Raw genomic sequence first — 11,940 nt, 5'->3', positions numbered from 1 at the left:
ATGGCGTTCCCCGAGACCCTCCTCCCACTCCAGGTCGACCTGTCTCTCGACGGCGCCACCTGGACCGATGTGTCCTCCGACGTGCTGTACGAGGACCGCATCCAGATCACCCGGGGCCGCCGCGATTGGGGGCAGCAGGTCGATGCCGGCCGCTGCTCGCTGGCGTTCAAGAACGGGGACGGGAAGTACTCGCCGCAGAACCCGGAGAGCCCCCTGTACGGGCAGATCGGCCGCAACACCCCGATCCGCGTGTCGGTGAGCACGGGCAGCGTGGCCCTCGACCTGCCGGGCGGGGAAGGCGACTACGCGTCGACCCCGGACACGGCCGCCCTCGACATCACCGGCGATATCGACATCCGCGTCGACGCGACCCTCGTCAACTGGTGCCTGCCCGACTACCCCAGCGCCGGGGAGACCGCGTTCCCGCAGACCAACCTCATCGGCAAGGACGACTCCGCCGCCAGGTCGTGGGTGATGTCGACATACCGCAGCCGCCCCTACCTGGAGTGGTCCAGCAACGGTTCGTTCATGACGAACGGCGCCCTGGCCACCGCTGACCTGCCGCTGACGACGTCGGGACGGATCACCATCCGCGTCACCATCGACGCCGACAACGGGGCCGGCGGGCACACCGTCACCTTCTACACCGCGCCCACGATCGACGGGCCTTGGACGCAGCTCGGCGACTCCATCACCGACAGCGGCAGCACCAGCATCCACGCGGGCACCGCCCCGCTCCGGATCGGTGACGCGAAGTACCTCGACAACAACCGCGCCACCGGCCTCGTGCACGCCGCCGAACTCCGCTCCGGTATTGACGGCACGATCGTCACCGACCCCGACTTCACCGCCCAGACGAGCGGCACGACCAGCTTCGCCGACAGCGCTGGCCTCACCTGGACGATCGCCGGGAACGCGGAGGTCACCAACCGGAAGGTGCGGTTCGTCGGGGAGGTCGCCTCCTGGATACCCCGCTGGGACACCGGCGGCGACCACGTTGTCACCCAGGTCGATGCGGCTGGCGTGCTGCGCCGGCTCGGCGTCGGGTCCATTCCCACCAAGTCGCCGATGTACCGGGAGTTCACGAGCCCGGGCCGGATGGAGACGGGGATTCACGCGTACTGGCCGATGGAGGATGGTACGGAGGCGACGAAGCTCGCCTCGGCGATGTCGGGGCATCCTCCGATGTCGTACACGGCGGGGGTGACGCTCGCGGCCTACGACGGCTGGGTGGCCTCCCAGCCGGTTCCGACGATCACCAGCGGCAGCCTCCGCGTGTCCGTGCCTCCGTATACGCGGATCGGGTCGACGTCACAGGTCGGGTTCTTCTGCCGGATCCCCGAGGCGGGCACGGTGTCGACGCAACGCCTCGTGTCCTGGTCGACGACCGGCACGGCGGAGATCTGGTCCCTGTACGTCAACACCTCCGGCGCGCTCGCCTTGCGAGCCTACGACGAGGACGCCACCCAGGTACACGACTCTGGGTTTGGGACGCAGGCCATCAACGGCCGCGAGGTGTACATCATCGTCCAGACCGTCCAAGACCTCGGCGACAGCGACTACGAGATCCTCATCGTCGACATCGCCAAGTCGCTGCCGACCGCCGTCCCCGACAACACCGCGTCCGCAACCGAGGTCGACGGCACGGTAACCGGCTACACCCCGGGCATCATCACCCAGGTCCGCATGGGCGAAGACGCCGGAATGAACGGCACGGCCATAGGCCACCTCACCATCGGCCGCCGCCTCACCTCCTACAACGCCACCGGCGGCGCCCTCGTCGGCTGGAACGGGGAGGAAGCCCCCTCCCGCGTGTCACGCCTCGGGATCGAGGAGTCCATCCACTCCTACGCCACAGGCCCGGGCGACGAGCAGTGCGGCACCCAGCCAGCCGGGACCGCGTTGGACGTGATGCGGGGCGCCGGCGACGTTGACGAGGGGATCCTCGCGGAGCAGCGGAGCATCCTCGGCATCCGGTACGTGACCCGGGCCAGCATGTACAACCAGCCGCCGACGCTGGTCTTGGACTACACGGGGGATGATGGGCTCGTCACACCGCTGGAGCCGGTCGACGACGACCAGTCCGTCACCAACGATGTCACCGTCGCGCGGACGAACGGCTCGTCGGCGCGGCTGACGCAGGACACGGGCCCGTTGTCGACGCAGCAGCCACCGGACGGGATCGGCCTGTACGACACCTCCGCCACGCTCAACTTGCTCGACGACGACCAGCCGTTGCAGCACGCGGGTTGGCGCCTGCACCTGGGGACGTGGGACGAGACCCGCTTCCCGCAGGTCACGGTGAACCTGGCGACCGCCCCCCACATGATCGAGGACGCGGCGGCCGTGGACACCGGCTCGCGCATCCAGATCACGAACCCGCCGGCGTGGCTGCCGCCGGACACAATCGATCTCCTGGTGCAGGGCTACACGGAGACCCTCGACCAGTTCGAATGGAAGATCACCTACAACTGCACGCCCGCCCGACCGCTCGACGTGGCCTGGACTGGTGCCGCCGCCACGGCCACCAGCCCGGTCGAGTTCGCGTGGCTGGACACCGACGGTTCCCAGCTCGCCGAAGCCCTGGACACCACCGAAACCGCCGTCGACGTGTACACCATCAGCGGCTACCGGTGGACGCCCTACGTTGCCGACACCCCGCTGGACTGGCGGGTCGGCGGCGAGGTCATGACGGTCACCGCCCCCGGCGGCCTCCTCAACGCCAATCCGTTCTTCGACAGCAACATCACGTCCTGGACCGGGGAGAACGCCACCCTCGCCTGGTCGCAGGACCAGGTAAACCCGCACCCGCGGGCGGCCGGCTCGCTCCTCATCACCCCGGACGGGACGTCGTCTACGGGTGGCGCCGTCTGTGACATGACCAGCGTCGACAGCATCACGCCGGGCGCGCAGTACGTGGTGTCGATGTGGGTGTACTCGCCCGGCGGCTCATCGGACATCCGGCCGTCGGCGTACTGGTACACCAACGCGGGCTCCTTCGACTCGACCGCGGTCACGGCCGCGCAGTCGGCGGCGGCCGGGGTGTGGACGTACATGGAGGAGACCGTCACCGCCCCGGCGACAGCAGGGCGGGCGCGGGCGCGGGTCCGGCACGGGGGCACGCCGTCCTCGTCGGACGTCTACTACGTGTGGGCTGCCCGGATCACTCGGGTGTCGTCGTCGGTGCTGTACGACCGCTTCGGCCGGACTGCGGCATCCAGCTGGGGGCGCGCCGGATCAGGTGCGGCGTGGTCGACGAGCGGCGGCACCTCGGCGGACTTCAACGTGACCGGCGGGTACGGTGCGCACCGACTGGCCAGCGCCAACGTCTCCCGCCGCAGCTTCACCGACTTCCCGTACACGGACTTCGACGCCTACGTCTCCCTCACCCCATCTGCGACGGCGACGGGCGGGTTCCTGTCCGGGATGCTCGCTGGACGGTACGTCGACAGCGACAACATGTACATGGCCAGGCTGGCATTCAACTCCACCGGGTCGCTGACGCTGACCATCCGGAAACGCGTCACCGGGACGGAGACCGAACTCGACTCGCACACCGTTGAAGGCGGCTACACCGCAGGCACCCTGTACCGCCTCCGATTCCAGGCGTCAGGCAGCACACTTCGGGCGAAAGCCTGGCCAGCTACCGGGTTCGAGCCGAACGTGTGGCAGGCCGAGGTCGAGGACACGTCGATCACCACGTCCACCTATGTGGGGCTGCGGTCGATCTCCGCCAGCACGAACACGAACGTCAACCCGGAGATCCGCTACGACGACTTCGACGTGACCAACCCGCAGACGTACACCGTCACCCGCTCACAGAACGGCGTCACCAAAACCCACACAGCGGGCACCGCGGTCGCGCTCGCCTACCCCTCCGTGACTGCCCTGTAGGAGGCCGTCTTGTCCCAGTACCCAGTCCTCTACGCCGGGCGGCGCCTCCAGACGGGGCTGCTCTCGTCGATGCTGCCGACGGAGGCGTACAAGCGCGTCACCACCACGAGGACGGCGACGACGACCACCGCCGACGACCCGGACCTCGCCTTCACGTTGGAGGCGAACGCGATCTACTTCGTCGAGTTCTACGTCCACTACCAGGCCCCTTCCGCGGAGCTGATCAAAACGACTTGGTCAGTTCCGTCCGGTGCGATCGGCCTACGGTCCGCGTGGGGTGTCGCCTCCGGTGTTGTCTCCGCCGACCCCAGCGGTGACGGACGTTGGGGCATCCACGCGTTCACCACGACCTGCACCTACGGCACCCGGTCCTCCGCCAGCCAGTCGATGCTCGTCGAGACGGGGCAGGTCGAGACCACGGCGGCGGGGACGGTCGCCTTCCAGTGGGCGCAGGCCACCAGCGGACTGACCGGGGTGCAGGTGTGCTCCGGCTCGTATGGCCGCGCCAAGCGGATCGGCTGAGAGGACACCAGCATGCAGGATTACCCGAGGTACATGGTCCATTCCGAGATCGGCGAGGCCGGCTTCGACGTGGAGATGCGGATCGATGTGGCGCCGGGCGGGGGGCTGCCGGGGCTGGCGACGGCGGACGAGGTGGCGCAGGTTCTCGTCGATGCGATGAAGGCGGCGGGTGCGTCGGTCACGACGGCCATGTACCTGACCGTGCACGCTGCGCCCGTCGTCATCCCCGAGCAGGAGGTATAGCAGATGGCCCTGAAGCTCGTATCCCGGTCCCAGTGGGGAGCGCGCGCGTACCGCATGCCGAACGGCGGCACGCTGTACAGCGGCAAGCGGGGCGGCATCAAGCTGCACTACCTCGGTACGGCCTACGCGGACAGGCCGCACGCCCAGTGCGATGACTACGTGCGGCAGATCCAGGCGCAGCACATGGACGGCAACGGCTGGTCGGACATCGGCTACAGCTTCGTCGTCTGCACGCACGGCTACGTGTACGAGGGGCGTGGCCTGCGCCGCCGCAACTCGGCGAACGGCAACACCACCCTGAACAACCAGGACTACGCCGTCCTGCTGCTGGTCGGATCGTCCGGACTGACCCGGCCGACCGACGCGCAGCTGCACGGCGCTCGTGACGCGATCGACTACGTCCGCCGCGAGGGCCCGGCCGGCTCCTGGCTCGGCGGGCACCGCGACGGCTACGCCACATCCTGCCCCGGCACCGCGGTCTACGCCTGGGTCAAGGCAGGGGCGCCGCGCCCCAAGAGCACCAACACCGAGCAGGAGGAAGCCCCCATGGCGGACCTGACCAAGCACGACGTCGCGACTGCGGCCTGGTTCACGGACATCATCCAGGCCCCGACGGACGCGCCGGACGTTCAGACGAACCCCAACTGGACGCCGCAGTCGTACCTGCGGTCGATCTACAACGCGGCCGTCCGCACGGAAGAGAAGGTCGACGCGCTGCTCGCGGCGGTCGCCGAGCTGAAGAAGGAGAGCTGAGCATGAAGGTATCGAAGGCGTGGAAGGCCGTTGTCGCGGCGGTCGTGGCCGGAGCGGGCACGCTGTCGACCGCGCTGGTCGACGACACGGTGAGCGCGGCAGAGGGCTGGGCTGCGGGTCTCGCAGTGCTGGCTGCTCTGGGCTTCACGTGGGCGGTGCCGAACCGGCAGGTCGTCGAGGCGGTGCGTGAGTGACGCCGCCGGAAACTACGGCGCTCACTGCGGAACTCGCGCATCTCAGGGGGGATTTTGCGGGATTCGGACGGGACCTCGGCGAGATCAAGACCGCGTGTGCGGTCCTCGTCGAGCGGTCGAACCGGACGGAGAAGGATCTCGGGGAGTTGGAGCAGCGCGTGGCGGCGCTGGAGAAGTCCCGGTGGCCGCTGCCGTCGATCGCGGCGCTGGTCGGCGCGTCGGGGCTGGCGCTCGGGCTGTGGCAGGCGGTCGGCCGGTGAGTACCGGCGACGCCGTCTGGGGCGGCCTGATCCTGGCGGGTGCAGTGTTCGAGACGTGGGCGCTGCGCACGGCCCGGCAGGAGGCGACGTTCTCGGCGGCGACCCGCCGCTGGTTCCGCGTCAACACGAAGGCGGGCGCGATCGTGTTCGCCGTCGCGTGGACGGGATTCGGGGCCTGGTACCTCGATCATGTCCTGAACTGACCTGGCGCGCGTGAGGGCCCTGTCCGCAGCACGCGGGCGGGGCCCTCTGGCATGCTGACCCCATGGACCTGCTACCCATGTCTGCCTTCCAGCGCACGGGAGGGCTGTGGCTGCCGCCGCAGGCGCCTGTGGCCGTCGAGCCGGAGCCTCCGGTCACGATCCGCATGGTTGGCGACCGCCGTATGCAGTGCAAGGACATCCCCGACGAGGCCTTCATCGACGCGGTCCGGCGCGCTGGAGAGCCGGGATCGTGGCGCATGTCCTGGAAGGTTGAGTCGGAGCTGGCGGCGGTCGTTGGCCCGGTGCCGTACAACCTGTTCCTTGCAAAGGCGCGGCGGCTCTGCGGCAGGAAGTTGCTGCACGGATGCCCGTGCGGGTGCCGTGGCGACTTCCACCCGCCGGAGGAATGCCGGGGCTGCTGAATCACGCCGCCGTAACGGTCCGCCGCTGTACGGCCGCGAGTTCGGCGCACAGCCGCGCGTACTCCTCCCGCTGCCCATCCGTCAACGGCACCTGCGGATGCGACCACAACGCGCGGATCGCCGCATTCAACTCGGCGGCAGAACGCACGCCAGCAGCGGCAGGGGAGGGGGACATAGATCAAGGGTACGAGCCCCGGCTACGCTCAACCGCATGATTCGCGCTGTGATCTTCGACGTCGGCGAGACCCTCGTCCGCGACGACCGGTACTGGGCCGCCTGGGCCGACTGGCTCGGCGCCCCACGCCACACCGTCTCCGCGCTAGTCGGCGCCGTCGTCGCCCAGGGCCGAGACAACGCCGACGCCCTGCGCCTCATCCGGCCCGGCATCGACATCCCGACCGAGTACGCCGCGCGCGAGACCGCCGGCCGCGGTGAAGACCTGGACGAGACGGACCTGTACGACGACGTCCGGCCCGCCCTCGCCGCGCTGCGCGACCTGGGCCTGCGCGTCGTCATCGCCGGGAACCAGACCGCCCGCGCGGGTGAACTCCTCCGCGCCCTCGACCTGTCGGCGGACGTGGTCGCCACGTCCGGAGAGTGGGGCGTCGCCAAGCCCGAACCCGAGTTCTTCCGCCGCGCGGTCGAGGCCGGGCAGGCTGCGCCAAGCGAGACTCTGTACGTCGGCGACCACCCCGCCAACGACACCCTGCCCGCGGCGGCGGCCGGGCTCCGCACCGCGCACCTCCGGCGCGGGCCGTGGGGGCATCTCTGGGCGGACACGCCGGAGGTCGTCGGGACTGCGGACTGGCGGATCGACAGCCTCACCGACCTTGTGCCACTGCTGACCTAGCTCGTTCACGTCCCCGTAGCACGGACAAATCGGTACGGTGCCAGCATGCCCACCGCCAGCAGGCGCGAAGTAGGCCAGCACATCGCCACCATCCGCCGCGCACGACGGATGACCCAGGCCGACCTCGCCCGCACCGCCTACGTCTCCCTCGCCACCATCAAGGGCATCGAACGCGGCGCACGCTCACCCAGCGACGACACCCTCGACTCGATCGCCGCCGCCCTCAACGTCGACCCGAGCCGCATCATCACCGGCAGCACCCGCACCGACAGCCGCGTCCACGCCGCCCTCCCCGGCATCTCCGCCGCGATCAGCGCCTACGACATCCCCACCGACACCCCACCCCGCCCGCTCGACGAACTTCGCACGGCCGCCGACGCGCTGGTGCAGTGGCGCCTCGCCGCCCAGTACGCCCGCATCGCCGAACGAGCCCCGCAGCTCCTCACCGACACCCTGACCGCGCTACACCACGCGACCGGCGCCGAGCAGCTGCACGCCGCCCGCCTCCTCGCCACCACCGCCCGCTCAGCCGACGCCGTGGCCTACAAATTCGGCGCCCGGGACCTCTCCGCCCGCCTGGTCGAGCTGATGCGCTGGGCCGCCGCACAAACCGACAACCCGCTCGCCGAGGCGACCGCCGCCTACGTCCGCACCGAAACGTTCTTTGCCGCCCGCGCGCACGTCCCCGGGCTCCGTGCCCTGGAGCAGGCCATCGACGCCAGCCCGGCCCCGATCGGCCGCGCGTCGACCGCCGCCCGCGGTGCGCTGCACATGCGCGCGGCCGTCATCGCCGGACGATGCGGAAATGAGGACGCCGCCACAATGCACCTGGACGAAGCCCGAGGCCTCGGCGACGCGGTCCCGGAAGCCGCTTACGACGGCACCCAGTTCGGGCCGGACTCTGTGCGCGCGCACGAGGTGTCCGTCGCGGTCAGCCTCGGGCAGGACCACGTGCAGCGGGCCCTCGACATCGCCGACGAGTGGACACCCCCTGACTCGCTGCCCCAGGAACGGCAGTCCGGATTCTGGATCGAGCTGGCCCGCGCGCAGGTGTGGGCCGGCCGCCCGGACGACGCGTTCGAGTCGCTGAAGGTCGCCCGGTTCATCGCCCCGCAGCACACGCGGGAGCATCCGTGGGCACGGGAGGCTGCGGCGACGATCCGCCGTCTGAAGCGTGCGGACGCCGAGAGCCTGACCAGCTTCGCCGAGTGGATCGGCGCCGTCTGACGGGATACACGCTGTATCCCTTGCACCCCTTGTAGCGGTCCATGATCTGTCTGTCCGCAGCAAACAGGCAGATGGGAGACGGGGATGAGTCGCAGGTGTGCGGAGTTACTGCGGGTGGCCGGCCCGGTGAGTATCGCTCGGCTTCACGGGCGGGCGTGCTGGTACTGCGGTGCTGTGGCACGGGGCCTGTCCGTCGTGGGGCGCGTCCAGCGGGCGGGCCGCGCCCGGGTGTGGGACGTCGTCTCGTGCGGCTGCCACGCGAAGGCGGGGGCCGTCCGGTGACTTCTCCTTCGCAGCACCTTCCGGCCAGCGTGTCGGACGACGAGTGGGACGTCATCCGCGTCCCCCGTCAGCTCGGCCTCGCCGCGATGAGCATCCTCGGCGCGCGGGCCGGCGCGGTCGTCGAGGATCCGGTGGCCGGCGCGCTGTTCTTCTTCGTGCCGGTGGGCACCGCCGAGGGCTGGGAGGTGGAGAACACCCGCGCGATCGCTGGTGGAGAGCGGGTACCGGTCCCGCCGGAGCGGCGGACGTCCGGCCCGGGCCCGCACTGGCGGATGTGCCCGGGCGACCGCAGCTGGCACACGGATCCGGCCGCGCTGGTCGCCGCGATCGAGGATGCGTTCGGGCCGCGGGTCGGCAAGGAACTCGCCTCGTGAGCGCTACGCAGGTGCCGGGCCCGATCGAGACCGGCGCGGTGCTCATCTCCTTGGCGGGCATGTACCAGCTGATGACCGACGCGCAGCGCGAGGGCGAGTCTTGCGCCTGGTGCAACACGCCTCTCAGCCCCGAGACGGCCGTCGACCTCGGGGAGCGGCCGCTCGTCACGCTCGCCAGTAGCTTCCACCCGATCGGCTGCCGCCCCTGCACCAACAAGGCCGCCCGCCGCGACTACGCCACCCACCCCCGCACCTGCCTCACCTGCAACCGCGGCGACCACTGCGACACCTCGCAGGGCCTGCGACGCATCGCCTTGGAGACACGACGATGACCGCCCCTCGGAAGACCATGGACGACCCGGTGTACCTGGGCATGCCGCTCGGCGAGCCGGAGCCCGTCATCCACTGTCGGGTGTGCAATGGGGCGGCGCGGCAGCGGGAGGCAGCGCGGAGGCGGGACGACCCGTCCGCCGTATCGGACGCCAACGTGATCATTCGCCAGCACCCGCATGAAAAGCGCTCCGCCCAATGACCCCCGCTGGTGCCGCAGGGCGAACGGGCACCAGCGGGCCCAACGTCACCGGCGTGCACGTGTGTCGCCGATCGCGCCGGTGGCTCCCGCGTGGCCCGTCGCCGTTCCCCGTCGGGGGCGGGCCGCTCACCTCACGAGGTCGGCGAGGGGGACACCGAGGGCGTCGGCGATCCGGAACAGGTTGTCCAGCAGCGGCGAGGCGTGTGCCTGCTCGATCCGGTTGATGGCTTGCCGGTCAAGGCCGGCTAACTCGGCGAGCATCTCCTGGGTGAGTTTCTGGTCGCGCCGGGTGGCGCGGATGCGGTCTCCGACGAGGCGGCGCCGGGCGATGACCCAGTCGGGCGGCGGAGCGGATGGCACTCGGGTAACGCTTCCGCCGATTCGATCTTGTGTCTGTATAGCCGACCGTACATTTTCTGATCTACGGTGGGCACCCGACCCGCAGGTCAGAGGGCAGACCCCTCGCCATAGCTGAACAGAGCGTAAGCATTCCGTGCCCCGTGCGAACCGGCCACACCAACGTGCGTACTGCACCCGGTTACGTCACGGAGCGAACGACCGCGAGGGTGGAAGATTCGCCCCCGCGTGAGGCTCGACGCGGACCCTGAGCCGGCCCGCGTCGATGGGTCCGCCCACTCGTCGTGAGTACCCCCTCGTCGGCGGGTGGGCGGTCCACTCCGTCCCCTGGCAAAGGACGAGTAAACTCACTCGAACGAGTGAACGATTACCTCGTGACTATTGCACAGTACACGCGTTAAATCAGGACAGCCAGGGTGGGGCACCGTCGCCTCCCCGGGTGGCACGCCCCACCCTGGTCTACACGAGCGGCCCCCGACGCCACGCGCGTCGGGGGCCGCTCGCTGTCCCCCCATGGGAGACACATGGGAGACAGATCTTGCCCACCAGGGTCAACCCGGGTCACCCAAGGTCAACCCGGGTCAGCTCCTCTCAAGCGAGACAGCAGGTCACCGCGCTGAACAGCCACGCGTCGCACGAGGCCGGTGATTCTACCGATCCCCCGGACCGCACCCCCCGCCGACAGTGGCACCGCCAGCACATCGGCGACGCCCGTCCGGCGGATGTCCCGGGACGCGACCCCACGTGTTCCGGACCGTGTGCGATCACCGGCCGGGCCCCCTCGCCACGACAGAGAGGACCACCCTCGTGCAGCAGAATCCCCACACCCGCACCGCCTCCCGGGCCGCACGCCCGGCGTTCCGCGGAGCGCGGCGGCGGCTCGCCGGCGTCACGGCGGCCGTGGCCGCCGTCGCCGCGCTCAGCACCCTCACCGGCCCCGGCGCCCACGCCGCCGCCGACAATCCCTACGAGCGCGGCCCGGCGCCCACCGAGTCCAGCATCGAGGCACTGCGCGGCCCGTACTCCGTGGCGGACACCAGCGTCTCCTCGCTCGTGGTCAGCGGCTTCGGCGGCGGCACGATCTACTACCCGACCAGCACCAGCGACGGCACGTTCGGCGCCGTCGTGATCTCGCCCGGCTTCACCGCGTACCAGTCCTCCATGGCCTGGCTCGGTCCGCGGCTGGCCTCGCAGGGCTTCGTCGTCTTCACGATCGACACCAACACCACGCTGGACCAGCCCGACTCCCGCGGCCGGCAGCTGCTGGCGGCCCTGGACTACCTCACCGAGCGCAGCTCCGTCCGCGGTCGGATCGACAGCAGCCGACTCGGCGTCATGGGCCACTCCATGGGCGGCGGCGGCTCTCTGGAGGCGGCGAAGTCCCGTCCGTCCCTCCAGGCCGCGATCCCCCTCACCCCCTGGAACACGGACAAGACCTGGCCCGAGGTCAGCACTCCGACACTGATCGTGGGGGCCGACGGCGACACCGTCGCCCCGGTCTCCTCGCACGCCGAGCCGTTCTACTCCAGCCTGCCGTCCCGAACGGACCGCGCCTACCTGGAGCTGAACAACGCGTCCCACTTCTCGCCGAACTCGTCCAACACGACGATCGCGAAGTACAGCATTTCCTGGCTCAAGCGGTTCATCGACAACGACACCCGTTACGAGCAGTTCCTGTGCCCGCTGCCCCGGCCGAGCCTGACCATCGAGGAGTACCGGGGCAACTGCCCGCACGGCTCCTGACCCTCCTCACGGCACCATCCGGCGGTGGTCGCGAGCACGTCGCGGCCGCCGCCGGCGCGTTGTGCCGCCGCACGACCCCGGACC

Annotated in this window: 15 protein-coding genes; 13 read left to right on the top strand and 2 right to left on the bottom strand. The window is 70.3% G+C overall.

Annotation, left to right across the window (positions count from 1 at the left end; genetic code table 11):
- The 8 genes from ACIQ6R_RS15990 to ACIQ6R_RS15955 all read left to right on the top strand — a co-directional run bounded on the left by ACIQ6R_RS15990 (position 1) and on the right by ACIQ6R_RS15955 (position 6,491).
- On the top strand, positions 1 to 3,894 hold the full coding sequence (locus ACIQ6R_RS15990) for a carbohydrate binding domain-containing protein (protein ID WP_404221798.1): 3,894 nt from the start codon (positions 1 to 3) through the stop codon (positions 3,892 to 3,894).
- 9 nt (positions 3,895 to 3,903) lie between these two features.
- Entirely contained in the window at positions 3,904 to 4,416 is a 513-nt protein-coding gene (locus ACIQ6R_RS15985) for a hypothetical protein (protein ID WP_404221796.1), read from the top strand.
- Between the two features lie 33 nt (positions 4,417 to 4,449).
- Positions 4,450 to 4,659: a hypothetical protein gene (locus ACIQ6R_RS15980; protein WP_404221794.1), complete on the top strand. Its 210-nt coding sequence runs from the start codon at positions 4,450 to 4,452 to the stop codon at positions 4,657 to 4,659.
- Positions 4,660 to 4,662: 3 nt separating this feature from the next.
- Positions 4,663 to 5,412, top strand: coding sequence for a peptidoglycan recognition family protein (locus tag ACIQ6R_RS15975; protein ID WP_404221792.1), 750 nt, complete (start codon positions 4,663 to 4,665; stop codon positions 5,410 to 5,412).
- 2 nt (positions 5,413 to 5,414) lie between these two features.
- On the top strand, positions 5,415 to 5,606 hold the full coding sequence (locus tag ACIQ6R_RS15970; protein ID WP_404221790.1) for a hypothetical protein: 192 nt from the start codon (positions 5,415 to 5,417) through the stop codon (positions 5,604 to 5,606).
- A complete protein-coding gene (locus ACIQ6R_RS15965; protein ID WP_404221787.1) occupies positions 5,603 to 5,866 on the top strand; it encodes a hypothetical protein in 264 nt (87 codons plus the stop codon). The genes ACIQ6R_RS15970 and ACIQ6R_RS15965 overlap by 4 nt, the downstream gene beginning before the upstream one ends.
- Positions 5,863 to 6,069, top strand: coding sequence for a hypothetical protein (locus tag ACIQ6R_RS15960; RefSeq protein ID WP_404221785.1), 207 nt, complete (start codon positions 5,863 to 5,865; stop codon positions 6,067 to 6,069). Before ACIQ6R_RS15965 ends, ACIQ6R_RS15960 begins: the two co-directional genes overlap by 4 nt.
- A gap of 62 nt (positions 6,070 to 6,131) precedes the next feature.
- A complete protein-coding gene (locus ACIQ6R_RS15955) occupies positions 6,132 to 6,491 on the top strand; it encodes a hypothetical protein (protein WP_404221783.1) in 360 nt (119 codons plus the stop codon).
- A 1-nt stretch (position 6,492) separates the two neighbouring features.
- On the opposite strand, the gene ACIQ6R_RS15950 is transcribed toward ACIQ6R_RS15955, so the two are convergent.
- A complete protein-coding gene (locus ACIQ6R_RS15950) occupies positions 6,493 to 6,666 on the bottom strand; it encodes a hypothetical protein (RefSeq protein ID WP_404221781.1) in 174 nt (57 codons plus the stop codon).
- Between the two features lie 36 nt (positions 6,667 to 6,702).
- Between ACIQ6R_RS15950 and ACIQ6R_RS15945 the strand changes: the two genes are divergently transcribed.
- The 4 genes from ACIQ6R_RS15945 (at position 6,703) to ACIQ6R_RS15930 (ending at position 9,556) form a co-directional block, all read left to right on the top strand.
- Positions 6,703 to 7,341 carry an HAD family hydrolase gene (locus tag ACIQ6R_RS15945; RefSeq protein ID WP_404221779.1) on the top strand — a complete coding sequence of 213 codons (639 nt, stop codon included), beginning with the start codon at positions 6,703 to 6,705 and terminating at the stop codon, positions 7,339 to 7,341.
- Between the two features lie 45 nt (positions 7,342 to 7,386).
- Positions 7,387 to 8,568, top strand: coding sequence for a helix-turn-helix domain-containing protein (locus ACIQ6R_RS15940; RefSeq protein ID WP_404221777.1), 1,182 nt, complete (start codon positions 7,387 to 7,389; stop codon positions 8,566 to 8,568).
- A gap of 311 nt (positions 8,569 to 8,879) precedes the next feature.
- Positions 8,880 to 9,224: a hypothetical protein gene (locus ACIQ6R_RS15935; RefSeq protein WP_404221775.1), complete on the top strand. Its 345-nt coding sequence runs from the start codon at positions 8,880 to 8,882 to the stop codon at positions 9,222 to 9,224.
- Positions 9,221 to 9,556, top strand: coding sequence for a hypothetical protein (locus ACIQ6R_RS15930; RefSeq protein ID WP_404221773.1), 336 nt, complete (start codon positions 9,221 to 9,223; stop codon positions 9,554 to 9,556). Before ACIQ6R_RS15935 ends, ACIQ6R_RS15930 begins: the two co-directional genes overlap by 4 nt.
- Positions 9,557 to 9,882: 326 nt before the next feature.
- On the opposite strand, the gene ACIQ6R_RS15925 is transcribed toward ACIQ6R_RS15930, so the two are convergent.
- Positions 9,883 to 10,116 carry a helix-turn-helix domain-containing protein gene (locus ACIQ6R_RS15925; RefSeq protein ID WP_404221771.1) on the bottom strand — a complete coding sequence of 78 codons (234 nt, stop codon included), beginning with the start codon at positions 10,114 to 10,116 and terminating at the stop codon, positions 9,883 to 9,885.
- A gap of 804 nt (positions 10,117 to 10,920) precedes the next feature.
- On the opposite strand from ACIQ6R_RS15925, the gene ACIQ6R_RS15920 reads away from it, so the two are divergent.
- A complete protein-coding gene (locus ACIQ6R_RS15920; protein WP_404221769.1) occupies positions 10,921 to 11,856 on the top strand; it encodes an alpha/beta hydrolase family protein in 936 nt (311 codons plus the stop codon).
- Positions 11,857 to 11,940 lie beyond the last annotated feature (84 nt).

It is taken from the genome of Streptomyces sp. NPDC096048 (assembly GCF_044763415.1).
Lineage (GTDB): Bacteria > Actinomycetota > Actinomycetes > Streptomycetales > Streptomycetaceae > Streptomyces.
The sequence above is the reverse complement of the archived record's forward strand: the minus strand, read 5'-3'. Positions and strand labels throughout refer to the sequence as shown.

Bases quoted from the DNA above. Each gene is read 5' to 3' on its own strand.
- ACIQ6R_RS15980 (WP_404221794.1), top strand. From the start codon at position 4,450: ATGGTCCATTCCGAGATCGGCGAGGCCGGCTTCGACGTGGAGATGCGG.
- ACIQ6R_RS15975 (WP_404221792.1), top strand. From the start codon at position 4,663: ATGGCCCTGAAGCTCGTATCCCGGTCCCAGTGGGGAGCGCGCGCGTAC.
- ACIQ6R_RS15950 (WP_404221781.1), bottom strand. From the start codon at position 6,666: ATGTCCCCCTCCCCTGCCGCTGCTGGCGTGCGTTCTGCCGCCGAGTTG.
- ACIQ6R_RS15940 (WP_404221777.1), top strand. From the start codon at position 7,387: ATGCCCACCGCCAGCAGGCGCGAAGTAGGCCAGCACATCGCCACCATC.
- ACIQ6R_RS15955 (WP_404221783.1), top strand. From the start codon at position 6,132: ATGGACCTGCTACCCATGTCTGCCTTCCAGCGCACGGGAGGGCTGTGG.
- ACIQ6R_RS15990 (WP_404221798.1), top strand. From the start codon at position 1: ATGGCGTTCCCCGAGACCCTCCTCCCACTCCAGGTCGACCTGTCTCTC.
- ACIQ6R_RS15970 (WP_404221790.1), top strand. From the start codon at position 5,415: ATGAAGGTATCGAAGGCGTGGAAGGCCGTTGTCGCGGCGGTCGTGGCC.
- ACIQ6R_RS15945 (WP_404221779.1), top strand. From the start codon at position 6,703: ATGATTCGCGCTGTGATCTTCGACGTCGGCGAGACCCTCGTCCGCGAC.